This is a genomic window from Microbacterium sp. MMO-10 (genome assembly GCF_037148715.1).
In the GTDB taxonomy this organism is placed as follows: Bacteria; Actinomycetota; Actinomycetes; order Actinomycetales; family Microbacteriaceae; genus Microbacterium.
Genome location: NZ_JBBCSV010000004.1, coordinates 18,847 through 43,095 on the forward strand (window position 1 = coordinate 18,847; position 24,249 = coordinate 43,095).

General features: G+C 71.5%; 23 protein-coding genes and 1 pseudogene. 21 read left to right on the forward strand and 3 right to left on the reverse strand.

Going from position 1 to position 24,249, the window contains the following annotated elements; translation table 11 throughout:
- The first annotated feature begins 27 nt into the window (after positions 1-27).
- Positions 28-885 carry a polyphosphate kinase 2 family protein gene (locus tag WFJ17_RS12760; protein WP_336648621.1) on the forward strand — a complete coding sequence of 286 codons (858 nt, stop codon included), beginning with the start codon at positions 28-30 and terminating at the stop codon, positions 883-885.
- A gap of 21 nt (positions 886-906) precedes the next feature.
- Here the strand turns inward: WFJ17_RS12760 and WFJ17_RS12765 are convergent, their stop codons facing one another.
- Positions 907-2,193: an isochorismate synthase gene (locus tag WFJ17_RS12765; RefSeq protein WP_336648622.1), complete on the reverse strand. Its 1,287-nt coding sequence runs from the start codon at positions 2,191-2,193 to the stop codon at positions 907-909.
- A 271-nt stretch (positions 2,194-2,464) separates the two neighbouring features.
- On the opposite strand from WFJ17_RS12765, the gene WFJ17_RS12770 reads away from it, so the two are divergent.
- From WFJ17_RS12770 to WFJ17_RS12785, 4 genes are read left to right on the forward strand one after another with little or no spacing between them, the layout of a single operon-like run.
- The gene (locus tag WFJ17_RS12770) at positions 2,465-3,076 is read left to right on the forward strand and encodes a hypothetical protein (protein WP_251445491.1); all 612 of its coding nucleotides are present in this window, start codon (positions 2,465-2,467) and stop codon (positions 3,074-3,076) included.
- 50 nt (positions 3,077-3,126) lie between these two features.
- Positions 3,127-3,852: a class I SAM-dependent methyltransferase gene (locus WFJ17_RS12775; protein WP_292883677.1), complete on the forward strand. Its 726-nt coding sequence runs from the start codon at positions 3,127-3,129 to the stop codon at positions 3,850-3,852.
- A gap of 43 nt (positions 3,853-3,895) precedes the next feature.
- Positions 3,896-4,957 (forward strand): polyprenyl synthetase family protein, encoded by a 1,062-nt coding sequence (locus WFJ17_RS12780; RefSeq protein ID WP_251445494.1) that lies wholly within the window; start codon positions 3,896-3,898, stop codon positions 4,955-4,957.
- Positions 4,958-4,998: 41 nt separating this feature from the next.
- Positions 4,999-6,372 carry an FAD-dependent oxidoreductase gene (locus tag WFJ17_RS12785; RefSeq protein WP_251445497.1) on the forward strand — a complete coding sequence of 458 codons (1,374 nt, stop codon included), beginning with the start codon at positions 4,999-5,001 and terminating at the stop codon, positions 6,370-6,372.
- 48 nt (positions 6,373-6,420) lie between these two features.
- On the opposite strand, the gene WFJ17_RS12790 is transcribed toward WFJ17_RS12785, so the two are convergent.
- The gene (locus tag WFJ17_RS12790; RefSeq protein ID WP_251445500.1) at positions 6,421-6,858 is read right to left on the reverse strand and encodes a hypothetical protein; all 438 of its coding nucleotides are present in this window, start codon (positions 6,856-6,858) and stop codon (positions 6,421-6,423) included.
- 145 nt (positions 6,859-7,003) lie between these two features.
- Between WFJ17_RS12790 and WFJ17_RS12795 the strand changes: the two genes are divergently transcribed.
- Positions 7,004-7,795, forward strand: coding sequence for an alpha/beta hydrolase (locus WFJ17_RS12795; protein ID WP_336648931.1), 792 nt, complete (start codon positions 7,004-7,006; stop codon positions 7,793-7,795).
- Here WFJ17_RS12795 and WFJ17_RS12800 read toward each other — a convergent pair.
- Positions 7,726-7,887, reverse strand: a pseudogene (locus WFJ17_RS12800) (DUF520 family protein); the annotation flags it as partial. The gene WFJ17_RS12795 and the pseudogene WFJ17_RS12800 sit on opposite strands and share 70 nt — an antisense overlap.
- A gap of 46 nt (positions 7,888-7,933) precedes the next feature.
- Here WFJ17_RS12800 and WFJ17_RS12805 point away from each other — a divergent pair.
- From WFJ17_RS12805 to rplC, 15 genes are all read left to right on the forward strand, one after another.
- Positions 7,934-9,826, forward strand: coding sequence for a glycoside hydrolase family 13 protein (locus WFJ17_RS12805; RefSeq protein ID WP_336648623.1), 1,893 nt, complete (start codon positions 7,934-7,936; stop codon positions 9,824-9,826).
- Between the two features lie 63 nt (positions 9,827-9,889).
- Entirely contained in the window at positions 9,890-10,033 is a 144-nt protein-coding gene (locus WFJ17_RS12810) for a hypothetical protein (protein WP_251445512.1), read from the forward strand.
- A gap of 129 nt (positions 10,034-10,162) precedes the next feature.
- Complete coding sequence (locus WFJ17_RS12815; protein WP_251445515.1) at positions 10,163-11,311, forward strand: ABC transporter; 1,149 nt, start codon at positions 10,163-10,165, stop codon at positions 11,309-11,311.
- Between the two features lie 101 nt (positions 11,312-11,412).
- On the forward strand, positions 11,413-11,847 hold the full coding sequence (locus WFJ17_RS12820) for a hypothetical protein (RefSeq protein WP_292883702.1): 435 nt from the start codon (positions 11,413-11,415) through the stop codon (positions 11,845-11,847).
- Positions 11,848-12,109: 262 nt separating this feature from the next.
- Positions 12,110-12,757: a spermidine/putrescine ABC transporter substrate-binding protein gene (locus WFJ17_RS12825; protein ID WP_251445521.1), complete on the forward strand. Its 648-nt coding sequence runs from the start codon at positions 12,110-12,112 to the stop codon at positions 12,755-12,757.
- A gap of 179 nt (positions 12,758-12,936) precedes the next feature.
- Entirely contained in the window at positions 12,937-13,413 is a 477-nt protein-coding gene (locus WFJ17_RS12830) for a DUF2975 domain-containing protein (protein ID WP_251445524.1), read from the forward strand.
- Positions 13,413-13,628 (forward strand): helix-turn-helix domain-containing protein, encoded by a 216-nt coding sequence (locus WFJ17_RS12835; RefSeq protein ID WP_251445528.1) that lies wholly within the window; start codon positions 13,413-13,415, stop codon positions 13,626-13,628. Before WFJ17_RS12830 ends, WFJ17_RS12835 begins: the two co-directional genes overlap by 1 nt.
- Positions 13,625-17,572 (forward strand): SCO7613 C-terminal domain-containing membrane protein, encoded by a 3,948-nt coding sequence (locus tag WFJ17_RS12840; RefSeq protein WP_336648624.1) that lies wholly within the window; start codon positions 13,625-13,627, stop codon positions 17,570-17,572. The genes WFJ17_RS12835 and WFJ17_RS12840 overlap by 4 nt, the downstream gene beginning before the upstream one ends.
- Positions 17,573-17,859: 287 nt before the next feature.
- Positions 17,860-18,228 carry a 30S ribosomal protein S12 gene (gene rpsL / locus WFJ17_RS12845; RefSeq protein WP_017201609.1) on the forward strand — a complete coding sequence of 123 codons (369 nt, stop codon included), beginning with the start codon at positions 17,860-17,862 and terminating at the stop codon, positions 18,226-18,228.
- Positions 18,229-18,233: 5 nt separating this feature from the next.
- On the forward strand, positions 18,234-18,704 hold the full coding sequence (gene rpsG, locus WFJ17_RS12850; protein ID WP_251445535.1) for a 30S ribosomal protein S7: 471 nt from the start codon (positions 18,234-18,236) through the stop codon (positions 18,702-18,704).
- A gap of 98 nt (positions 18,705-18,802) precedes the next feature.
- A complete protein-coding gene (gene fusA, locus WFJ17_RS12855) occupies positions 18,803-20,917 on the forward strand; it encodes an elongation factor G (protein ID WP_292883716.1) in 2,115 nt (704 codons plus the stop codon).
- 157 nt (positions 20,918-21,074) lie between these two features.
- Positions 21,075-22,265 (forward strand): elongation factor Tu, encoded by a 1,191-nt coding sequence (gene tuf, locus WFJ17_RS12860; protein WP_251445538.1) that lies wholly within the window; start codon positions 21,075-21,077, stop codon positions 22,263-22,265.
- Between the two features lie 267 nt (positions 22,266-22,532).
- Positions 22,533-22,757: a hypothetical protein gene (locus WFJ17_RS12865; RefSeq protein WP_251445541.1), complete on the forward strand. Its 225-nt coding sequence runs from the start codon at positions 22,533-22,535 to the stop codon at positions 22,755-22,757.
- A gap of 509 nt (positions 22,758-23,266) precedes the next feature.
- On the forward strand, positions 23,267-23,575 hold the full coding sequence (gene rpsJ, locus WFJ17_RS12870) for a 30S ribosomal protein S10 (RefSeq protein WP_017201594.1): 309 nt from the start codon (positions 23,267-23,269) through the stop codon (positions 23,573-23,575).
- Positions 23,576-23,585: 10 nt separating this feature from the next.
- Positions 23,586-24,245: a 50S ribosomal protein L3 gene (rplC, locus tag WFJ17_RS12875; protein WP_251445543.1), complete on the forward strand. Its 660-nt coding sequence runs from the start codon at positions 23,586-23,588 to the stop codon at positions 24,243-24,245.
- The last annotated feature ends 4 nt before the right edge of the window (positions 24,246-24,249 follow it).

A 24,249-nucleotide genomic window follows, 5' to 3' on the forward strand; every position in this document is an offset into this window, starting at 1 on the left:
TGCCGTCGTGTCCGGCATCATGGGGGCATGAGCCAGCACTCCGCCGGGTGGACCGCCCCCGCCGCAGAAGTCCTCCGCGTCCCCTCCGCCGGACTCGCCGGGGTCGACCCCGATGCCACTCCGGGGTTCCAGGGGGAGAAGGCCGACGGTGCGGCGTCGCTGGCCACGGGGCTGGCCGCCCTCGGCGACCTGCAGGAGCGGCTGTTCGCGCGGTCCGCGGTGGGCGAGGCGCAGGCGAGCGTCCTGCTGGTGCTGCAGGCGATGGACTCCGCGGGCAAGGGCGGGATCGTCCGGCATGTGGTCGGCGGCGTGGATCCGCAGGGCGTCGAGCTCGCGGCGTTCAAGGCGCCGACCGCCGAGGAGCTGCAGCACGACTTCCTCTGGCGCATCGAGAAGCGCCTGCCCGCCGAGGGCAAGATCGGCGTGTTCGACCGCTCGCACTACGAGGACGTGCTCATCGGCCGGGTGCGCTCGCTCGCCCCGGCCGAGGAGATCGAACGCCGCTACGACGCGATCGTCGACTTCGAGAAGCGCGTCGTCGAAAGCGGGACGCGCATCGTCAAGGTGATGCTGGACATCTCCCGCGACGAGCAGAAGAAGCGCCTCATGGAGCGTCTGGCCCGGCCTGAGAAGCACTGGAAGTTCAACCCCGGCGACACCGACGAGCGCCTGCTCTGGGACGACTACATGGCCGCCTACGACACCGTCTTCGAGCGTACGTCGACCGACGCCGCGCCCTGGTACGTGATCCCCGCGAACCGCAAGTGGTACGCCCGTCTCGCCGTGCAGGAGCTGCTGCTCGCCGCCCTCCGGGACATCGATCCGCAGTGGCCCCTCGCCGACTACGACGTCGACGCGGAGCGCAAGCGGCTCGCCGCGAGCTGAGGCGGATCCTCTGCCCGCGGTTCAGGCCAGGGCGTCGACGATCGGGCGGAACTTCACCCGCGTCTCGAGCATCTCCGCCTCGGGGTCGCTGCCGGCGACGATTCCCGCTCCGGCATAGGCGGTGAGCCCGATCGGCGCTCCACGATCGGACCCGGCGACGTCGAACTGGGCGCAGCGCAGGGCGATCGCCCATTCGCCGTTGCCCTGCGCGTCGATCCAGCCCACGGGGCCCGCGTAGCGTCCCCGGTCGAAGGGCTCGAGCTCGCGGATCGCCGCGATGGCCGCGTCGGTCGGCGTCCCCGCGACGGCGGCCGTCGGATGCAGCGCCGCGGCGAGGTCGAGGGCGGACGCGCCGTCGCTGAGGCGGGCGCGCACGTCGGTGGCGAGATGGAACAGGTTCGGCAGCTCGAGGATGAACGGTCCGCCGTCGGCGTCGAGCGCGGTCGTGTGCGGGGCCAGCGACGCGACGACGCTGCGCACCGCGAACGCGTGCTCGTCGTTGTCCTTGGGGCTGTCGGCCAGCGCGGCGGCCGCGCGGGCGTCGGTGACCGCATCGGCTCCGCGCGCGGTGGTCCCGGCCAGCACCCGGGCGGTCACCACGCCGTCCTGCGCCGTCACCAGGGTCTCCGGGCTCGCGCCGATGAGGCCGTCCACGGCGAACGCCCACGTGTCGGGGTACTCGGTGCTCAGCGCCCGCACGAGCCGGCGCAGATCGGATCCGGCGGGCACCGTGCCGACGAGGTCGCGCGCGAGCACCACCTTGCCGTACCGGGCGTCGGCGATCGCGGAGAGGGCCGCCCGCACGGACGCCTGATAGCCCTGCGCGGTCTGAGCGCCCGGGCCGAGGGTGCCCGCCCAGTGCGGGCCGAGCGCGGTGGGGGCCGGGGCGGTCGCGGCGCCCGCGTCGGCGTCGGCGTCGAGGCCGGGGTCGTCGGCGTCGCGGATCCGCGTGATCCAGGTGCGTCCGCCGTGGCGCCCGATCACGGTGCGCGGCACGATCAGCACGCTGTCGGCGGCCGACGCCTCGTCGAACACCAGTGCCGCGAAGGCGACCAGCCCGGTACCGGGCAGCCGCACCCCGTCGTCGACACGGGCGGATCCGCGGATCTCATCCCAAGCGCGACTCAGGGCGGCGGTGCGGGGCTCGGCGCCCCGCGACACGCGCACGACCCGGGCGACGTCGGCGCCCGCCGCGACGATCCCGTCGCCCCGGCGCAGCCAGGCGCGGGGATCCGCTGGGTCCGCATAGCCGAGCAGGTCGTCGGCGAGGTCGAACTCTCGCGTCTGAACGACCAGGCCGGCACTCACGGATCCAGCCTATTGCGTGCCGCGCCCCCGCCGTCGCGCCCGGCCTCCGACCGCGAGACCGATGCCTCGTCACGAGACCGACGATAGGCCGCAGGGTCTCGTGACGCAGGATCGGTCTCGCGGTGACCCGCGCCGCCGGGAGGCGACCCGCGCCGGCGGGAGGGTGACCCGCGCCGGCGGGACGATGACCCGCGCCCCCGGGAGGGTGACCGCGCCGGCGGGACGGTGACCCGCGCCCCGGGAGGGTGACCCCGCCGCCTAGAGTGTGACCGTGACTGCCGAACGCCCTGCATCCGGAACCGAGATCGTCTTCCAGTGGCGCAAGTGGGACGGATCCCCGCACTGGCGCCACGAGTGCGTGTACCTCGGCGCCGACGACTGGGGGGACTGGGTGGGGCAGCCCGCGGGATGGGGCAGCGAGCGCCCCGCCCGCTCGTTCACGGCCCCGGGGCCCAACGTCACCCTGGTGCCGCCGAGCGGCGACTTCGCCCTGACGGTCAACCGCGACCACCCCCACGGCATGCGCATCTACATCGATCTCGCGTGGGACCTGCGCGCCGTCGCGGAGCAGGATCCGGAGGCGTCCACCGCCGGTGTCCCGGTGCTCTTCACCGGCATCGACATGGATCTCGACGTCGTGCGCGTCGAGGGGGAGCGCGGCACCTGGATCGATGACGAGGACGAGTGGGACGAGCACCGCGTGCACTACGGCTATCCCGCCGAGGTGCAGCAGCGGCTGGAGGCGCTCGCGGCAGAGCTCGAGCAGCGCGTGCGCGCGCAGGTGCCGCCGTTCGACGACGCGACGGCCGATGTCTGGCTGGACCGGCTCGCCGCGCTCGCTCTGCCCTCCATTCCGAGTCGTCTCCCTGAGCACGAGCTATAGGTCGTGCTCAGGGAGACGACTCGGAATGGACGGCCGCGTAGGCTGGACGGGTGAGTGCGAACGAGCAGCCCAACCGCGCCGACCTCGGCAAGGATCCGTCGCGCGTCAGCGGCATGTTCGATCAGGTCGCGGCCGGCTACGACCGCACCAACACCGTGATGACGGTCGGCAACGACGCGCTCTGGCGGGCGGCCACGACCCGCGCGGTCGCCCCGAAGAAGGGCGAGCGGATCCTGGATCTCGGGGCGGGCACGGCGTCCTCGTCCGCCTCGCTCGCGCGCAGCGGCGCCGACGTGGTCGCGGCCGACTTCTCGCCCGGGATGCTCGCGGAGGGGAAGCGCCGGCACGGCGACCTGCCGAACCTCAGCTTCGTCGAGGCCGACGCCATGAACCTCCCGTTCGAGGACGCGAGCTTCGACGCGGTGACCATGTCGTACAGCCTGCGCAACGTCCAGGAGCCGAAGAAGGCGATCGCGGAGCTGTTCCGGGTGACGAAGCCGGGCGGACGCGTCGTGATCAACGAGTTCTCCACGCCGCCGGCGAAGCTCGTGCGCGGGTTCTACAAGCTCTACAACTCCCAGGTGCTGCCGCGCGTGGCCCGCGTCGCCGGCACCAACGGCGAGGCGTACGACTACCTCAACGAGTCGATCCGGGAGTGGCCCGACCAGCGCACCCTCGCCGCGTGGCTGCGCGAGGCCGGGTGGATCGACGTGGCCTGGCGCAATCTGTCCTTCGGGATGGTGGCGCTGCACCGCGCCCGCAAGCCGCGCGCCTGACGGGCCGCGCTCACCCTCCGGCGTTCGCAGGTAGGCTGGATCCGTGACTTCGAGCTCCGCCGCCACGGGTTCGCGCCTCGCGAGCCGTCTCGGTTTCAGCGACCGCGTCTTCGTCGGTCCCGCCGCGCGCAAGCTCGCCCGCGAGGTCGAGGCGGGCCTCGACCTCGTCGAATCCGGTCTCGCCGAGGATCTGCACGTCGCCGACGCGCTGGCCGATGCGACCAGCCGCTACCTGTACGAGGCGGGCGGCAAGCGGGTGCGCCCGGTGCTCGCCCTGCTCACCGCGCAGCTCGGCGGGGGCAATCTGCCCGCCGTCGTCGACATCGCCAAGGCGCTCGAGCTGACGCACCTCGGATCGCTCTACCACGACGACGTCATGGACGGCGCCGACCGCCGTCGGGGCGTACCCGCGGCGCACGCGGTGTGGGGCAACAACGTCGCGATCCTCACCGGCGACATCCTGTTCTCCCGGGCGCTCAAGCTCATGTCCGGCCACGGCGACCGTGCGATCCGGCTGCAGGCCGACACCTTCGAGCGTCTCGTGCTCGGTCAGATGCACGAGACGGTGGGCCCGCAGGAGGACGACGACCCGATCGAGTTCTACATCCAGGTGCTCGCGGACAAGACCGGATCCCTCATCGCCGCGGCGACGCAGGCCGGCGTGATCTTCTCCGGCGCCCCCTCCGCCTTCGAGGAGCCGCTGCGGGTCTACGGCGAGAAGGTCGGCGTCGCATTCCAGCTGCTCGACGACGTGATCGATCTGTCGTCCAAGCCCGAGGACACCGGGAAGGTGCCGGGGACGGATCTGCGCGCCGGCGTGCCGACGATGCCGTCGCTGCTGCTCGGCGTCGAGACGGATCCCGTCTCGGTCGCCCTCGCCGCCGAGATCGACGAGGGCGTGCAGCGCATCGCCGCGGGCGAGGATCCGTCGATCCTCGACGACGCCCTCGCGCGCCTGCGCGATCACGACGTCACCCGCAAGACGCTCGACCTGGCCCGCAGCTGGACCCAGGGCGCGATCGACGAGCTCGACGTGCTGCCCAAGGGTCCGGTGCGCGAGGCGCTCACCCGATTCGCGCAGTCGCTCGCCGACCGCAGCAGCTGACGCACGCTCCGCCCGCATCCCGGGCAGCCGAAAGGATCCCCATGACCAAGCTCAGGCTTGCCATCGTCGGCGCCGGCCCCGCCGGCATCTATGCCGCCGACCTCCTGCTGAAGGCCGAACGCCGCTTCGACGTGTCGATCGACCTGTTCGAGAAGCTGCCCGCGCCCTACGGCCTGGTGCGGTACGGCGTCGCCCCCGACCACCCCCGGATCAAGGGCATCATCACGGCGCTCCGGGACGTGCTCGACCGCGGCGACATCCGCCTCTTCGGCAACGTGGACTTCGGCACCGACATCACGCTCGACGATCTCAAGCGGCACTACAACGCCGTGATCTTCGCGACCGGGGCCCGCCGCGACACCGACATGGACATCCCGGGCGTCGACGCGATCGGATCCTACGGCGCCGCCGACTACGTCAGCTGGTTCGACGGGCATCCCGACGTGCCGCGCGAATGGCCCCTGGACGCCGCGAGCGTCGCGGTGATCGGCAACGGCAACGTGGCCCTCGACGTGTCGCGGATGCTGGCCAAGCACGCGGAGGACCTGCTCGTCACCGAGGTGCCGGCGAACGTGTACGAGGGCATGAAGGACAGCGCCGTCACCGACGTGCACGTGTTCGGACGCCGCGGCCCGGCCCAGGTGAAGTTCACGCCGCTCGAACTGCGCGAGCTCGGCGAGCTGCGCGACGTCGACATGGTCGTCTACGACGAGGACTTCGACTACGACGACGCCTCGCGCGACGCGATCGCGAGCAACAAGCAGGTCATGGTCATCGACCGCGTCCTGCAGTCGTGGCGCAAGCGCGATTCGGTGAACAACGCCGGAGGCACCGCCTCGCGTCGGCTGCACCTGCACTTCTGGGCGCGCCCGGTCGAGGTCCGCACGGACGACGCGGGCCGCGTCGCCGCCCTCGTCTACGAGCGCACCCAGCCCGACGGCAACGGCGGTGCGGTGGGCACGGGCGAGCTGCGCGAGGTGCCGATCCAGGCGCTGTACCGAGCGGTCGGGTATTTCGGATCCCCGCTGTCGGGAGTGCCCTTCGACAAGAAGCACGGCGTGATCCCGAACCGCGAGGGACAGGTGCTCGCGAAGGACTCGAACCAGCGCGTCCCCGGCATCTACGCGACGGGCTGGATCAAGCGCGGACCCGTGGGACTGATCGGGCACACCAAGTCCGACGCGATGGAGACCGTGCGTCACCTCATCAACGACCAGGGCTCGTGGTGGCAGCCGGAGGACCCGTCGGAGGCGGCGATCCCCGCGCTGCTCGCCGAGCGCGGCGTGCGCTGGACCGACCTCGACGGCTGGCACCGCCTGGACGAGCACGAGATCGCCCTCGGCGCTCCCGAGGAGCGCGCCAGGATCAAGGTCGTGCCCCGCGAGGACATGGTCCGCATCTCCCGCGGGGAGTGACCCGCTCGCACCGCACGCCTTCCGGCCCGGGCCGGGATCGACGCGACGCTAGTTCTTCGCGGTCACCACGACCGTGAACACGACGTGCGCGCCCGATGCGCTGTTGTCGAGCGTCACCGTCGTCGTGCCCGTGGTGATCGGGGAGAGCCCGGGGTTGAACTGCGCGGATCCGTCGTCCTTGCCGGGCGTGAAGGACACGATGGTCGGATCCTCGATCTTCGCGGTCCAGCTCTTGAAGTCCTCCGTGTCGCCGGTCAGCACGATCACGTTGTCGAGCGGCACGGACACGGTGGTTCCGTCGACCGTCTTCAGATCGGCCATGATCGGCGGCAGCTGCTGAGCGCTCGGGCTGGGGCTCGCGGACGACGAAGCCGCCGGCGTCGTGGTGGCGGGGCTGCCGGCGCTCGAGCAGGCGGCGAGGCCGAGACCGGCGGAGGCGATGAGGACGCCGGCCAGCAGGGCGGACGGAAGGTGCGGACGGCTCATGGATCCTCCTCGGTGCGGTTCTGGCCCCAGCGTAGAGGACACGCCCTGCCCGGGGGAGTGGTCCGACGGCCTCCCTTCACAGGACGGCGCCCGGCCGCGTCGCTACGCTGGGGGCATGACCGTCGCATCGGATCCGCAGACGTGGATGCCCGACGTGCTCGGCGACGAGTTCGAGCAGCTCACCCTGCCGCTGGGCTCCGACGACGAGGGCGAGGTCGTCGCGACGCTGGTGCGGGCGCTGCCCGAGCGCACCGTCTGGCGGAGACTGTTCGGGGACGGGCGCGCGCTCGCCGACACCGATGTGCTGTACGTGCACGGCTGGTCGGACTACTTCTTCCAGAAGCGGCTGGCGCGGTTCTGGACGGCGCGGGGCGCGCGCTTCTTCGCCCTCGACCTGCGCAAGTACGGCCGGAGCCTGCGGCCGGGGCAGACGCCCGGGTTCATCTCGGATCTCGCGGAGTACGACGCGGACATCGCCGCGGCGCTCGCCGCGATGCAGGCGGAGCAGCCCCGGGGGGCTCCGCGTCGTCTGGTGCTGCTCGGACACTCCACGGGCGGACTGACGCTGAGCCTCTGGGCGGCGCGCAACCCCGGCATGGCGTCGGCGGTCATCCTGAACAGCCCGTGGCTGGAGTTCCAGCTCTCCCGCTTCACCCGGGAGACGCTCGCCCCGCTCGTGAGCTTGCAGGCCAAGCGGCGCCCCCTCGATCGCGCCCCGCAGGTGGACCTCGGGTTCTACACCCGCGCGCAGAACGCGGTCGCGGATCCGGACGACCCGGTGGATGTGAACCTGGCCTGGCGGCCGGAGCAGACCATGGCCGTGCACGCCGGGTGGCTGAACGCGGTCCTCGCCGGGCACGCGGCGGTCGCGTTCGCCAGGATCACGATCTTCTCGCCGCTCCACGCGATCGATGCGCCGACGCCCTTGAAGTCGTAGCGCTGCTCGATCTCCTTGCGGGCCTGGTTGAGGGCGTTGTCGGCCTCCTGGCGATCCACCTTGGACACGATGTCGAATGAGCTGTCAGCCATACAGGCAGTGTAACGAGCGGCGGCGCGGCGAGTAGCGTGAGGGAGCGTGACCGACCTCCTCCCGCACCACGACGGATCCGCGCTGCACGTCTCGGACGACGCCCCGGCCCTCGGCGACGTGGTCCGCGTGCGTCTGCGCGTGCCGGCGGGCTACGGCCCGCTCGCCGCCGTGCGCACCCGCTCGAACCCCGACCACGAGCCGGAGTGGACCGACGCCGAGCTGCTCGGATCCGCCGACGGGTGGGACTGGTGGGAGGCGCCCGTCACCGTGCGCAACCCGCGGCACGGCTACCGCTTCCTGCTGCAGCACGAGGACGGCCGGATCGAGTGGCTGAACCAGACCGGGATCCACCGGCTGGAGACCCTCGACGCCGAGGACTTCGCGCTCGTCGCCGAGCCCGCGCCTCCGGCCTGGCTGCACGGGTCGGTGATGTACCAGGTGTTCCCCGATCGTTTCGCGCGGTCGGCGCAGGCCGACGCGCACCCGACGCCGGACTGGGCCGTCCCGGCCGCGTGGGACACCCCGGTGGATCCGGTCATGCCCGGTCGCGTCCACCAGTTCTACGGCGGCGACCTGCCCGGGATCGTCGAGCACCTCGACCACCTCGTGCGGCTCGGGGTGAACCTGCTCTACCTGACCCCGGTGTTCCCCGCCGCGTCCAACCATCGCTACGACGCCTCGAGCTTCTCACGCGTGGATCCGCTGCTCGGCGGCGACGAGGCCTATGCCCGCCTCATCGCCGAGGCGCACGCCCGCGGCATCCGGGTGATCGGCGACCTCACCAGCAACCACTCCGGCGACCGCCACGAGTGGTTCCGCGCGGCGTTCGGCCACCCCGGCGCGCCGGAGGAGGAGTTCTACTACTTCACCGACGCGGACAACACCGAGTACGAGTGCTGGCTGGGCGCGAAGAGCCTGCCCAAGTTCGACTGGTCGAGCGAGGAGCTGCGCGCGCGCTTCATCACCGGCGAGGACTCCGCGGTCGCCCGCTGGCTGAAGCCGCCGTTCGGCGCCGACGGCTGGCGCGTCGACGTGGCGAACATGACCGGGCGGCTCGGCGCGATCGACCTGAACGCCGAGGTGCGCCGGCTGCTGCGCGACACCGTCCGGGGGATCAACCCCGACGCCATCCTGCTCGGCGAATCGACGAACGACGCGACGAGCGACCTGCAGGGCGACGGCTGGGACGGTGCCATGACCTACCCGTCGTTCACCCGTCCGGTGTGGGCCTGGCTCAGCGCGCCGACCGGCGCGCCGTATCTCACCGCCGAGGGCGAGGAGCGCACGGAGAGCTGGTTCTTCGGGATGCAGGTGGGCGGGATCCCGCGATACACCGCGCGCGACTTCGTCGACTCGATCACGCGCTTCACCGGGGGGATCCCCTGGCGGGTGCGGCTCGGCAACATGCAGCCGCTGGACACGCACGACACCGCGCGGTTCGCGACGAACGCGGCCGCCGGCACCGTGCCGGTCGCGGTCGGCCTGTCGGTGACGCTGCCCGGGCTGCCGGTGGTGTTCGCGGGCGACGAGTTCGGCCTCACCGGCGCGGACGGCGAGTCCAGCCGCACGCCGATCCCGTGGGGCACCGAGGACGAGGCGCACACGGCGGAGCGCATCGCGCTGTACCGCGATCTGGTGGGGCTGCGCCGTGCGCACCCGGTGCTCGGCACGGGCGGGCTGCGCTGGCTGCACGTCGACGACGAGTGCGTCGTGTTCGTGCGCGAATCGGCGGCGGAGACCGTGCTGGTGCTCGCGGCTCGCGGGGATGCCGATGTCGAGCTCCCGCCGGGTGCGCTCGCGGGTGCCTCGGCCGCCGCGCCGCTGTTCGGCGATGCGACGCTTGCGGTGGCCGGGGACGGCGCTGTCGCCCTGGTCGCGGAGGGCCCGGCGTTCGCGGCATGGGCGCTGCCCGGCGTGGCGACTCCCGGCCCCCGCTGAGCGCGCCCGACGCGCCCCGCGCGCCCTCCCGCTCGGACGCGGGAGCGCTCGTAGGCTCGAGACATGGCTCGGATCGGCGGTCGCAGCACTCCGCTCGCGTGGCTCGCCGGCGTGGTCTGCGCGGGCGTCGTGGCCGGCCTCATGTACCTCGCGGCGCCCATGGGCCCCGTGATGCTGAAGTATTTCGGAGATCTGCTGGGGCGCTGACGCCGGTCCACCGGTCGCGGAAGGAGTGCGGGGCGACGTCCGGCATCAGCGGTTCCCGGCATGCCTGCGCCCTGCGGCGACGAGCCGGAGTTAGCCTCGGAGCACCGCATCCGCGATGGAGGAGCACCCATGAGTGACCACGAGGTTTCGAAGCCGGCGCAGGCGCACGACGTCGACGACGCCGTGGCCGCCGCGTCCGAGGCGGACGCCCAGGCCGCCGCCGACGCGCAGGACGCCGCGCCGACCCCGGCAGACCCGACCGCCGAGGCGTCGCCGGAGCCCGAGGCAGAGGCCGCGCCCGTGGCCGAGCCGGTGACCGAGCCCGAGCCGGTGGCCGAGTCCGAGCCCGCGCAGCCCGACCACGCCGCTGTCGCGCAGAGCGCCAACGAGAGCCTCGCCGAAGCGGCGCGCGCCGCCGACGCCGCCTCCGAGGCGGGCGGCGCGGCGACCGAGCAGGCGCCTGCGGAGCCGAAGCCGGTGGAACCGAAGCCGGTGGATCACGACCTCGCCGCCTTCGAGGAGGCCGAGGCCGCGTACCCCGGAACCTTCGGCGGCACGTTCACCCCGCCGGCACCCACCGTGGCGGAGACGACCGTCATCGAGAGCCCGACCACCGCCGTCGGCGTCGATGACGACGCCCGCACCCAGGTGCTCGTCCCGCCGCCGGCCACCGTCGTGGCCCCCGCGGTCGTGGCCCCCGCCGCGGTGATCGACGCGCCCCCGATCTTCGTCCAGGCGCCCGAGGCGCCCCGGGAGCGCGGCAACCGCGGCGCGATCTTCGGCATCGGCCTGCTGGCCGCGATCGCGTTCGCGATCCTGTACCTGGGCACCGCGCTCGGCATCGCCGCGATCAACGGCACCGTCACGACGGACAACGTCGGCACGGTCGTGCTCGACCAGCTGAGGACCGCGGGGCTCTGGGTTCCCGTCGCCGCCTTCGCGATCGGCTTCTGGCTGCTCGGCGGCATCATCAACCGCGGACGCTGGGGCTTCTGGGTCGTCTTCGGCATCATCGTCGGCGTCTTCGCCTACGGCGGGCATGTGCTCGGCGCGATCGGATCGGTCGAGTTCTGGAAGCTCGGCGGATCCGAGATCTCGGGTCTCGCCGCCGCTCAGCTGCTGTCGCCGCTCGCGATCGCCGCCTTCGTCTTCGGGCGCGAGCTCACGATCTGGTTCGGCGCCTGGGCTGCGCGCACCGGCGCCCGCCGCACCGCTCAGAACGAGGAGGCGCAGCGCGAGTACGAGCGCGTCCTCGAAGCCGGTCCCCAGCTGCCCTAGCGGCCGGATCCGGCCCGCACGGCCAGGAGTGCATCACGGACGACATCACGCCGAACCCCCGCGAGCCGGAGCCCGCGGGGGTTCGCCCTGTCCTCGCCTGGGTGATCGGCGTCGTGTCCTTCTTCGCGCTCGTGATCATGGGCCTCGGGGCGCTGAGCCTCTTCGCCGAGCAGGACATCATCTCGGTGCCCCGGCTCGGTCAGCTGCCGGGCGTGCTGGGCATGGTGCTCGGCGTGCTCGTGTTCGCGCTCGCCCTGTGGGCCGTGCTCGCCGACCGGCGCCCGTCGTTCGTCGCGACCGTGTTCCTCGCCCTCGGGGCGGCGCTCGCGCACCTCGGCGGAGTGTGGGCGGCGGCGGTGGCCGAGGGCGCCGGTGCGGTCGGCGCGACCGCCGCCGCGGGACAGCTCGTGCTGGGAGGCGCGAGCGCGGTGATCGTCGTGGCGGCGCTCATCGCGGCCTGGCTCGCGATCGCGCTGCGGCGCACGGCGGCGCGCGCACCGCGCTGGCCCTGGGAGAAGGACGACGACGGGGCGTGAGCATCCCGCGCCCCGGGATCCGCGGCATGTCGTCATCCGCCCGGGATCAGGTCCGTTGACCGGGAGAGGGCGGATCCGGCCGGATCCCCCTGTTCTGGGTCGATCGACCTCCTCCCGGTCAAGACGTCCACCGGCCGCCGGCAGCTTGCCACCCGGTCGAGACGTCCACCGGCCGCCGGGCGCCGGGGACCGGGCAGGGGGCCGTGTCGCGGATCTCGCGTGCCGCCGCCTCCCGGGCGTGTCCGCCCCGTACGCTGGAGGCGTGGAGCGCTCGCTGGAGACGCAGGTGGACCAGGCCGTCGAGGCCTGGCTGCGCTGGGTGCCGCGCTGGGAGCCCGCGACGCATCGCGGGCGGGTCGCTCCGTGCCGTCGCTGCCTGGGATCGCCGGTGCTGTCCGCCGCAGGCATCGGGGCCAACGTGCCGCACGGCGTGCAGCACGGGCTGTCCACCCGGATCAAGGGCATCGTCGACCACGCCGTCGCCGAATACACCGCGCGGAACCTGCCGATGCTGCAGGGCGAGCTCGACCAGCAGGCGGCCCGCAACCGCGCTCGCGCCTATCGGCCCACGGAGGACCTCGAGCCGGAGTACGAGGGCATGCCGCTGGATCCGGATCCGGTGCCCGGCGCCCCGTTCCTGTTCACGCTCGCCGGGATGGCGGACGAGGACGCGGGGGAGCTGCCGCCGCTGCCGCCGCTCAGCGATGAGGCGAAGGCGGCCCTGCGCCACGAGGTCGCGCTGGCCGACGACTACGCGAACGTCGTGGGCCGCGAGATCTGCGGCCTGCTGCTGCGTCACCGGCTGCGCGTGCAGGCCGCGATCTCGGAGTACGTGGAGCCGCAGATCGAGGCGATGCTCGCCGAGCTCACCGAGGCTCTGGACTCGCCCTTCGATCCCGACACGCTCTGACGCCCTTCGATCTCGGCACGCTCTGACGCTCCGGGGTGGCGAGCGGGTCGGATCCCTCGCCCGGGTGGCGCGATCGCGCAGCCGAGCGTTCGCTGGGAGTCCGGGGTGCGGCTGGCGTCGGCGTGTTCGCATGGCTATCGTTTTTCGATAGATACAGATCGCTTTTCGATAGGAGCCCCATGCAGCCCCGGATCACCGCCTCGCTCAAGGCGCTCATCGTCGTCCTGCTCGCGCTGCTGCTCTCCACCCAGGTCTTCCTCATCCCCGGCGTCGCGCTGCTCGCCGCCGAGCGCAACCCCGACCTCGCCTACTTGGCGGTGCCGGGCATCGTCGGAGGCATCGTGCTCGTCGCCCTCATCGAGATCGTGCTGATCTGCGTCTGGCGGCTGCTCTCACTCGTGCGCGAGGACCGGATCTTCAGTCAGGACGCGTTCCGGTACGTGGACGTCATCATGGCGACGATGGCCGCGTCCGCGGTGCTCATCGCCGGTGCGGTGGTGGTGCTCGCCTTCGGCCGGGCCGTCAACCCGTCGATCCTCCTGCTCGGCGTCGTCGGAGTCGTGATCGGCATCGCCCTGGCCCTCCTCGTCGGCGTGATGCGCGGTCTGCTGCGCAAGGCCCTCGAGCTCGAGCAGGATCTCTCCGAGGTCGTCTGATGCCCATCGTGATCGATCTCGACGTGCAGCTCGCGAAGAAGAAGATGAGCGTGCAGGAGTTCGCCGACGCGATCGGGATCACTCCCGCGAACGTCGCCGTGCTCAAGAACGGTCGCGCCAAGGCCGTGCGCTTCACGACGCTCGACGCGATCTGCCGGGTGCTGGAGTGCCAGCCGGGTGAGATCCTGCGCTGGATCCCCGAGGAGGACGCATGACCGCGCCCTGGGCGGCCGACGCGATCTCGCGGCTGGACGACGACACCCGCTGCCCGGTCTGCGGCGCCGGGGTGACCGGATCCTCATGCACCGTCTGCGGGGCCGACTTCCGCGGGCCCGAGGCGCTGGGCGTGTGGCGGGCGTCGCGCGACGCGGCGGAGGCGCTGCGGCGCCGGGAGCTTCTCGTCGCCGGCCTGCCCCGGGTGAGTCCCGCGGACCGAGACGCCCGGGCAGGCGCCCCGGGAGGCGCAGCGCAGGTCCAGGGCGTCGACTCCGTCGCGGGCGGAGCCGGTGGCGAGGTCGGTGGGTCGTCGCCGTCGCCGTCGCCGTCGGCGTCGGCGTCGACGATGCTCGGGCCGCGGCCTGCTGCGAGCGGCGACTCCGGGGGAGATGCCCCGCTGCAGTCGCTGCTCTCGCTCGCGGGCGCGGGACTGGTCAGCACGGCGGCGATCGTGTTCAGCTTCTTCACGCCGGATCTGCTCGAGGCGGTGCGCACCGCGATCGTCGCGGCGACCGGGGCGCTGTTCGCTCTCGGCGCCGTCGTGCTCGCCCGTCGCCGGCTGCGCTTCTCGGCCGAGACCGTCGCCGGCCTGGCCCTGGTGTTCGTCGCGCTCGCGGCGCACGGGGTGGTGACCGCGGCGACGGGCATGGACCCCTGGATCCTCGGCGCGCTGCTGACCGCGGCGGCGTCGGGGACGCTTCTCGCGTTCGCCGGACGCGCCGGCCTGCGTCTCTGGCTCTGGGCGGGGGTGGTCGGGCTCTCGCTGGCTCCCGCGATGCTCGCCGGCGTCGCCGGGGCCGGAGACTGGGCGCCTCTCGCGTTCATCGCCGCCGCGTTCGTGGCGAGGGGAGAGGTCGCCCTGCTGCCGCGGATCGGGGCGCGCTTCCCGGATCCGCGCGCCGAAGGCTCTGCGGCGGCGATCGTCGACGATGCCGCGACACCGCCGGGCGCACGGAAGGAGCCCGCGCCGGCGGATCCGGCGCGGGAGGAGCTCCCCTCGTCGCCGTCCGCCGAGACGGCGCCCTCGCGCCGCCCCACGGCCCCGTTCGCTGTCGAACGCGGCTCGCTGATCGCCGTCCAGGCCTTCGCGATCGCCACCGTGCTCGCGATCAGCGCGGGGCGCCTGGTGCTGTTCTCGGGCGGTGTGCCCGTGCTCGCGCTCGCCGCGGTGCTCGTCTGCGTGCATGCGCTGCTCTCCGCCCGGCAGGGGGCTGCGGCGGGATGGAGCATCGTGGCCGGCGTCGCCGGTTCCGGCGCACCGGTGCTCGTCGCCCTGAGCGTCGCGCCCGGGATGAGTGTCCCCTGGTTCCTCGTGATCTGCGCCGCCGGCGTCGGACTCGGGCTCGTGCTGCTCGGCGCGGTGCTGCCGCTGCCGCGCGGGGTGCGGCCGGTCGCGGTCGCCGCCGGGGCGACGGGGGTGCTGGCGGTGGCGCTGCTTCCCGGGGTGATGTTCGCGGCGTTCGCCGGCGTGACCACGCTCTCGCGACTCGCCGTGCGGTCCGAGTCCCCCGCCGCCGTGCCGGTGCCGGAGGGCGGGTGGGCGTTCGTCGCGAGCCTCGCCATCGGGGCCGCGGCGCTGGGGGGCGTCGCGGTGCTGTCCGGGCGCCGGAGGAGCGCGATGTTCCGGAGGACCTTCGCGACCCTGGCGATCCTGCCCGCGGCGCTCGCCGTGCTGGCCGTCGGAGGGTCGGGACTGCTTCCCGCCTGGTTGCGCATCGGCATCCTCCTGGCCGCCGGGGTCGCGATCGCGCTGGCCGTGCGCGTGCCGCGGCCGCGGGTCGGCGAGCTCGCCCGGGCGCTGCTGATCCTGGTCGCCCATCTCGACGTGCTGCTCGCCGCTCTCGTCGGCGCCGCGGATCCCGTCCTCATGCCGCTGGCCGGGACGGTCACCATCGCGGCGCTCTTCGCCCTCGGCGCCGCACTGCCGCCGGGCTGGCGGTTCGGGCTGGTCGGCGTCGGGTTCGGCTACGCGCTGGTCGTGCTCGCGGCGGCCCTCGGCCAGGCGGGGCTCGACGGCGTCGCGCTGCTCAGCCTCACCGCGACCGCGGGGCTGCTCGCCGTCGCGGTCATCACGGTGCTGCCCTTCGTCCCGGCGCGCTCGTGGCTGGCGGCGCTCGTGGTCGCCGCGGCGCCGTTCGCGATCGGGGTCGCCCAGGTGGTCGTGGAGCGCAGCGGATGGACGGCTCTGCCGACGGCCGCCATGGCGGTGCTCGCGGTGCTGCTCATGGCCACGGGGCGCGACGGCGCCGTGCCGGCGGTGCGGCTGCTCGCTGCCGCGGTGCTGGTGCCGTCGCTCGCCGTCTCCGTGCTGTGCCTGGGGGCGCAGCTGCTGCCGACGAGCGCCTCGCCCGTGGTGCTGCCGCTCATCGCCGCGCTGGTCGCCGGCGTGCTGCCGTGCACGCGCCGGATCCGCGTCGTGCTCGCGGAGCGCGGGGTGGGACGGATCCTCGCGGCCCAGCTGCAGCACGCGCTCGAGGCGGGGACGCTGCTCACCGGCGCGGTCGCCGTGCTGCTGGCGGTGGTGCGGCCGGCGGCGGGATTCGGCACGGCCTGCCTCGTGCTCGCCGTGCTGGCGGCGGGGGCCGGCCTCGCCGCGATCACCACGCGACGGCGCCACCTGCGCGCGGTCGCGGCGGCGGCCGCGACGGGCGCGCTCTGGTCGGCGTGCGCCGCGGCGGGGGTGACGCTCGCGGAGGCGTATCTGCTGCCGCCGTCGCTCGTGGCGATCGCGCTGGGGATCGTCCGGGCGCTGCGCGGCGGACGCGGGGGAGCGCTGGTCGCGGCGGGGGCGGGCGGCGCGGTGCTGCCGATGCTGGTGCTCATCAGCGTGGGCGATGCGGCCGGCTCGGCCTGGCGCACCGGTCTGCTGATCGCAGCGTCCTGGGGGATCGCCGCGGCGGGGCTGCTGCTCCGGCGCCGCCTGCGGACCGACGACGGGGACGGAGCCGCCGAGGGGACGTCGATCGTGGCACGACGGCTGCGGTCGGCGGGGTCGTGGCTGTGCGCGGCGGCGATGGCGGCCGGTCTCGCGGGGACGTCGCAGGCGATCCTGCTGGCGCGGGGGAGGGGAGTCGCGCCGCTGCTGCCGGAATCGCTGCCGCCGGCGCCGCTCTTCCTCGCCTGCCTCGCCCTCTCCGCGGCGGGCGGGACCGGGATGGCGATGGCCGCCGCCGGGCTGCGCGGCATCGCCTCCGATGCCGCCGTGCGCGGCGCGCGATGGCTGTCCGTCCCCGCGGCGCTGGCCGTGACGGCCGGCGTCTGGCCGGCGATCCGGCGCGACTGGTTCTCGATCTGGGGGATGTGGGCGCTGATGATCGTCGTCCTCGTCGCCCTGGTGATCGCCGCCCGACGGGCCGCACGCGGGGACCGCGCCGCGGTGCCGGTGTGGGTGCTCTTCGGGCTCGCCTTCGTGACCGCCGTCGTCGCGTGGAGCCCCCGCGATCTGCGGGTCGAGTGGTTCTCCCTCCCGCTGGGGCTGTTCCTGCTTGCGGCGGGGATGCAGGCCGGATCCGCGCGCGCTGCGTCGACGGCGGCGGCCTCCGCACCGGCGGGGCCCTTCGCGGGCCTGCACGACTGGCCGAGCCGAGCCCGCGGATCCTGGGCGCTGCTCGGACCCGGGATCGTCGTCACCCTGCTCGCATCGGTCGTCTCGACCTTCACGGATCCGCTCACCTGGCGGGCGATCCTGGTGATGGGCCTCGCCCTGGTCGCGATCCTCGTGGGGGCGACGCGGCGGCTCGCCGCCCCGTTCCTCATCGGCCTGATCGTGCTGCCGATCGAGAACGTCTTCGTGTTCGCGGTGCAGATCGGGCGCGGGATCGAGTCGATGCCGTGGTGGATCACGCTCGCGGTGATGGGCGCGGTGCTGCTCATCATCGCGACGACGGCGGAATGCCGCGCCGAGCACGCCACGATGACCGCGCGGCTGCGCGATCTGCGCTGAGCGGAGCGGACGCCCCGGGACGCCGGCGGGGTCGGGAGACGGCCCGGCCGGCACGGGTTCGCCGCGACCCGGCGCGCCGTGTCCCGTCCATTTGACCGCCGTGTTACCGCGCATTACCATAGAGCGGGTATGCGTGCGTCTTGACGCGCGCGTACCGGGCACCGGCATTCGCCGGTTCCGCCCCCACGGCATACCCACCATCCAAACGCGCACCGTCATCCGGCGTGCGGGTGGGTCTGATGTGAAACCCATCACGCTGTCACCGTGCAGCACAACAAGGAGAAGCAGTGCCAACTATTCAGCAGTTGGTTCGCAAGGGTCGTTCGCCGAAGGTCACCAAGACCAAGGCTCCCGCCCTGAAGTCGAACCCGCAGCAGGCCGGCGTGTGCACCCGCGTGTACACCACCACCCCGAAGAAGCCGAACTCGGCGATGCGCAAGGTCGCTCGTGTGAAGCTCCGCAACGGCACCGAGGTCACCGCGTACATCCCCGGTGAGGGCCACAACCTGCAGGAGCACTCGCTGGTGCTCGTGCGCGGTGGTCGTGTCAAGGACCTCCCCGGTGTCCGCTACAAGATCGTCCGTGGCGCCCTGGACACCCAGGCCGTCAAGAACCGTAAGCAGGCTCGTTCCCGCTACGGCGCGAAGAAGGGTTGAGTTAGATGCCTCGTAAGGGCCCCGCCCCCAAGCGCCCCGTCGTCAACGACCCGGTCTACGGCGCACCGATCGTCAGCCAGCTGGTCAACAAGATCCTCATCGACGGCAAGAAGTCGCTCGCTGAGGCCATCGTCTACGGCGCCCTCACCGGTGTCGAGGCGAAGAACGGCCAGGATGCCGTCGCGACGCTGAAGAAGGCTCTCGACAACATCCGTCCGACCCTCGAGGTCAAGAGCCGCCGCGTCGGCGGTTCGACCTACCAGGTCCCGGTCGAGGTGAAGCCGCACCGCGCGAACACCCTCGCCCTCCGCTGGCTCGTCAGCTACGCCAAGAGCCGTCGTGAGAAGACCATGACCGAGCGTCTCCAGAACGAGATCCTGGACGCCTCGAACGGCCTGGGTGCCGCGGTCAAGCGCCGCGAGGACACTCACAAGATGGCCGAGTCGAACCGCGCCTTCGCGCACTACCGCTGGTAATCACCAGTCGGGCCGGGATCGGATCCGCAGAGGATCCGGTCCCGGCACCCCACACTTTCCTTCGTCGCGTGACGACAGCAAGAAGATAAGGACACCCCGTGGCACAAGAAGTGCTCACCGACCTGAGCAAGGTCCGCAACATCGGCATCATGGCGCACATCGATGCCGGTAAGACCACGACGACCGAGCGCATCCTGTTCTACACGGGTGTGAACCACAAGCTCGGCGAGACCCACGACGGCGCCTCGACGACCGACTGGATGGAGCAGGAGAAGGAGCGCGGCATCACGATCACGTCCGCCGCCGTGACCTGCTTCTGGAACAAGAACCAGATCAACATCATCGACACCCCGGGTCACGTGGACTTCACGGTCGAGGTGGAGCGCTCGCTCCGCGTCCTCGACGGTGCCGTCGCCGTCTTCGACGGCAAGGAGGGCGTCGAGCCCCAGTCCGAGACCGTGTGGCGTCAGGCCGACAAGTACAACGTCCCCCGCATCTGCTTCGTCAACAAGATGGACAAGCTCGGCGCGGACTTCTACTACACCGTCGACACCATCGTGAAGCGCCTGGGCGCCAAGCCGCTCGTGCTGCAGCTGCCGATCGGCGCGGAGAACGACTTCGTCGGCGTCGTCGACCTCATCGAGATGCGTGCGCTGGTCTGGCCCGGCGACGCCAAGGGTGACGTGACCATGGGCGCCTCGTACGAGGTGCAGGAGATCCCGGCCGAGCTCAAGGACCGCGCTGAGGAGTACCGTCAGCAGCTGCTCGAGACCGTCGCCGAGACCGACGACGTGCTGCTCGAGAAGTTCTTCGGCGGCGAGGAGCTCACGATCGCGGAGATCAAGGGCGCCATCCGCAAGATGGTCGTCGCGAGCGAGATCTACCCCGTGCTCTGCGGCTCCGCGTTCAAGAACCGCGGCGTGCAGCCGATGCTCGACGCGGTCGTCGACTACCTCCCGTCCCCGCTGGACGTGCCCGCCATCGAGGCGCACGACCCCAAGGACGAGGAGAAGGTCATCGAGCGTCACCCCGACGCCAACGACCCCTTCGCCGCGCTGGCCTTCAAGGTCGCCGTGCACCCGTTCTTCGGTCGCCTCACCTACGTGCGCGTCTACTCGGGTCACCTCGACTCCGGCGCCCAGGTCATCAACTCGACCAAGGGCAAGAAGGAGCGCATCGGCAAGATCTTCCAGATGCACGCCAACAAGGAGAACCCGGTCGACTCGCTCACCGCGGGCAACATCTACGCCGTCATCGGCCTGAAGGACACCACCACCGGTGACACCCTCGCCGACCCGGCGCAGCCCGTCGTCCTCGAGTCGATGACGTTCCCGGAGCCGGTCATCGAGGTCGCCATCGAGCCGAAGACCAAGGCCGACCAGGAGAAGCTGGGCACCGCGATCCAGAAGCTCGCCGAAGAGGACCCGACGTTCCGCACGGAGCTCAACCCGGAGACCGGTCAGACGACCATCAAGGGCATGGGCGAGCTGCACCTGGACATCCTCGTGGACCGCATGAAGCGCGAGTTCAAGGTCGAGGCCAACGTCGGCAAGCCGCAGGTGGCCTACCGCGAGACGATCAAGAAGGCCGTCGAGAAGCACGACTACACCCACAAGAAGCAGACGGGTGGATCGGGCCAGTTCGCCAAGATCCAGTTCACCATCGAGCCGCTCGAGGTGACCGCGGAGCAGACCTACGAGTTCGTCAACAGCGTCACCGGTGGCCGCATCCCGCGCGAGTACATCGAGCCGACCAACCAGGGCTTCCAGGACGCCATGGCCACCGGAGCCCTCGCGGGCTACCCGATGGTCGGTGTCAAGGCGACCCTGATCGACGGCGCGTCGCACGACGTCGACTCCTCGGAGATGGCGTTCAAGATCGCCGGCTCGATGGGCTTCAAGGAGGCCGTCCGCCGCGCGAACCCCGTGCTGCTCGAGCCGCTCATGGCCGTCGAGGTCCGTACTCCCGAGGAGTACATGGGCGACGTCATCGGCGACCTGAACTCGCGTCGTGGCCAGATCCAGTCGATGGAGGACGCCCAGGGCGTCAAGGTCGTGCGCGCGTCGGTCCCGCTGTCCGAGATGTTCGGCTACATCGGCGACCTGCGTTCGAAGACCTCCGGTCGTGCCGTCTACTCCATGGAGTTCGACAGCTACGCCGAGGTCCCGCGCGCCGTCGCCGACGAGATCATCCAGAAGACCAAGGGCGAGTAAGCCCTAGGAGCCTGGCGGATCCGGGCCCCGGTCACGGGTCCGCCAGGCACTCAGACAACTTCACATCGTCTCTCTACTAAACTGAGAATCACACCCGTAGGAAAGCGGTCACAATCCAGTGCCCGGTGCCCCTACATGACGTCCTGAGGAGGACCCAGTGGCTAAGGCCAAGTTCGAGCGGACCAAGCCGCACGTGAACATCGGAACGATCGGTCACGTCGACCACGGCAAGACCACGCTCACCGCTGCGATCTCGAAGGTGCTCGCCGACAAGTTCCCGTCGGCCACCAACGTTCAGCGCGACTTCGCGTCGATCGACTCCGCTCCCGAGGAGCGTCAGCGCGGTATCACGATCAACATCTCGCACGTCGAGTACGAGACCCCGAAGCGTCACTACGCTCACGTCGACGCGCCCGGTCACGCCGACTACATCAAGAACATGATCACCGGTGCGGCGCAGATGGACGGCGCGATCCTCGTGGTCGCGGCCACCGACGGCCCGATGGCGCAGACCCGTGAGCACGTGCTGCTCGCCAAGCAGGTCGGCGTGCCGTACCTGCTCGTCGCGCTGAACAAGGCCGACATGGTCGACGACGAGGAGATCCTGGAGCTCGTCGAGCTCGAGGTCTCCGAGCTGCTCGCCAGCCAGGGCTTCGACGAGGCGGCTCCGGTCGTCCGCGTCTCCGGCCTGAAGGCCCTCGAGGGTGACGAGAAGTGGACCCAGTCCATCCTCGACCTCATGGAGGCCGTCGACAACTCGATCCCCGACCCGGTGCGCGACAAGGACAAGCCGTTCCTGATGCCGATCGAGGACGTCTTCACGATCACCGGTCGTGGCACCGTCGTCACGGGCCGCGCCGAGCGTGGCACCCTCGCGATCAACTCCGAGGTCGAGATCGTCGGCATCCGCCCGACGCAGAAGACCACGGTCACGGGTATCGAGATGTTCCACAAGCAGCTCGACGAGGCGTGGGCCGGCGAGAACTGCGGTCTTCTCCTCCGTGGCACCAAGCGCGAGGACGTCGAGCGCGGCCAGGTCGTGGTGAAGCCGGGTTCGATCACCCCGCACACCGAGTTCGAGGGCACCGCGTACATCCTGTCCAAGGACGAGGGTGGCCGCCACAACCCCTTCTACACGAACTACCGCCCGCAGTTCTACTTCCGCACCACGGACGTCACCGGCGTCATCTCGCTGCCCGAGGGCACCGAGATGGTCATGCCCGGCGACACCACGGACATGAAGGTCGACCTGATCCAGCCGATCGCCATGGAAGAGGGCCTCGGCTTCGCGATCCGTGAGGGTGGCCGCACCGTCGGCGCCGGCACGGTGACCAAGGTCATCAAGTGAGTCGGGCCGGCTCAATGCGTCAGCGTTGAGCCGGCATCGACTCAGGTTGAGCGAGCACTGCGAAGCAGCGCGAGTCGAAACCTGCGTCAAACCGCAAAGGGGTCGGGCCTTCGGGTCCGGCCCCTTTGTCGTCCCCGCCGTGCGTCGGCTCCCTCCCTCGGCGCCACTCGGATCCTGCGTCGGATCGGGTCTTGTCGACGCCCTGGTCCGCCGTGCAGAATGGCCACGTGCGGGCCGACAGTCGGCTCGATCGAGGGAGGGAACCCCATGGGTCTCGGAGACGCCATCAACGACGCGGTGAACAAGGGCAAGGAGTTCTTCGAGGAGAACAAGGAGAAGGTCGAGGAGCTGCTGCACAGCGAGCAGGCCGAAGGCATCAGCGACACCGTTCTGGGTGGCGCCGCCGACCTCGCCAAGAAGGTCGCTCCGGGTGCCTCCGAGCAGATCGACGGGGTGCGCGACAACCTCGACAAGCAGGTCGGCAACGAGTGACGCGTTCCGCGCAGCACTGACATCTCGCGAAGGGCGGGGAGCTTCGGCCCCCGCCCTTCGTCGTGCCCGCGAGCGTGCGACACGCCGGACACGCCGTCCACGACACGCCCGAGTTTGCGACACGCCCGGGCTGCACGTAGACTGTTGAGGTTCCACATTCCGGTGTGCGTCCCGATGCGCGCCGGATCACTGTCAGGGCAGTGCACAGACGGCGCCCTTCCTCCGGGAAGCGAGCGCAGGGATCTGGGCCGCGGGCAGCAGAACACACAACCGACACCTCCTCACCGAGGCCTCGCCATGTGCGGGGGTCGGCTTCCGCGAGTCGTGAGGCTCCGGGCTGACAGCAGAACAGTGGTGCGCCCCTTCGACGGGCCCAGGGAACGGATCCTCGGATCCGCGACACGGGCCGGGAGGAGGAGTGCGAAGGCGCAGACCGCGCCGTCGCGCGTCCAATGCCCCCGGACCACCGGGTCCGGGCAGGTAAGACGCTTGAAGAGAGAGAGCAGACAATGGCGGGACAGAAGATCCGCATTCGCCTGAAGTCGTATGACCACGAGGTCATCGACACGTCGGCCCGCAAGATCGTCGACACCGTGACCCGTGCGGGCGCGACCGTCGTCGGCCCGGTGCCGCTTCCGACCGAGAAGAACGTCGTGTGCGTCATCCGGTCGCCCCACAAGTACAAGGACAGCCGCGAGCACTTCGAGATGCGCACCCACAAGCGTCTGATCGACATCGTCGACCCGACGCCGAAGGCCGTTGACTCGCTCATGCGTCTCGACCTTCCTGCTGACGTCAACATCGAGATCAAGCTGTAAGGGGATCACGATGGTCGACATCAACGCAAAGATTTCCAAGGGCCTGCTCGGCACCAAGCTCGGCATGACCCAGGTCTGGAACGAGAACGGCAAGCTGGTCCCGGTCACCGTGATCGAGCTGGCCCCGAACGTGGTCACCCAGATCCGCACCCCCGAGAAGGACGGCTACAACGCCGTGCAGATCGCGGCCGGTCAGATCGACCCGCGCAAGGTCACGCAGCCCCTCGCCAAGCACTTCGAGGCCGCCGGGGTCACCCCGCGCCGCCACGTCACCGAGATCCGCACCGCGGACGCCGGCGACTACACGCTGGGCCAGGAGCTCACCGTTGAGGGCACCTTCGAGGCCGGCCAGCTGGTCGACGTCGTCGGCACCAGCAAGGGCAAGGGCTTCGCCGGTGTCATGAAGCGCCACAACTTCAAGGGCGTGTCCGCTTCGCACGGTTCGCACCGTAACCACCGCAAGCCCGGTTCCATCGGTGCTTCCTCGACCCCGAGCCGTGTCTTCAAGGGCATGCGCATGGCCGGTCGTATGGGTGGCGAGCGCGTGACCGTCCTCAACCTCACGGTGCACGCCGTCGACGCCGAGAAGGGTCTGCTGCTCGTCAAGGGCGCCGTCCCCGGTGCCCGCGGCCGCATCGTCTACGTCCGCAACGCAGTGAAGGGTGCCTGAGTCC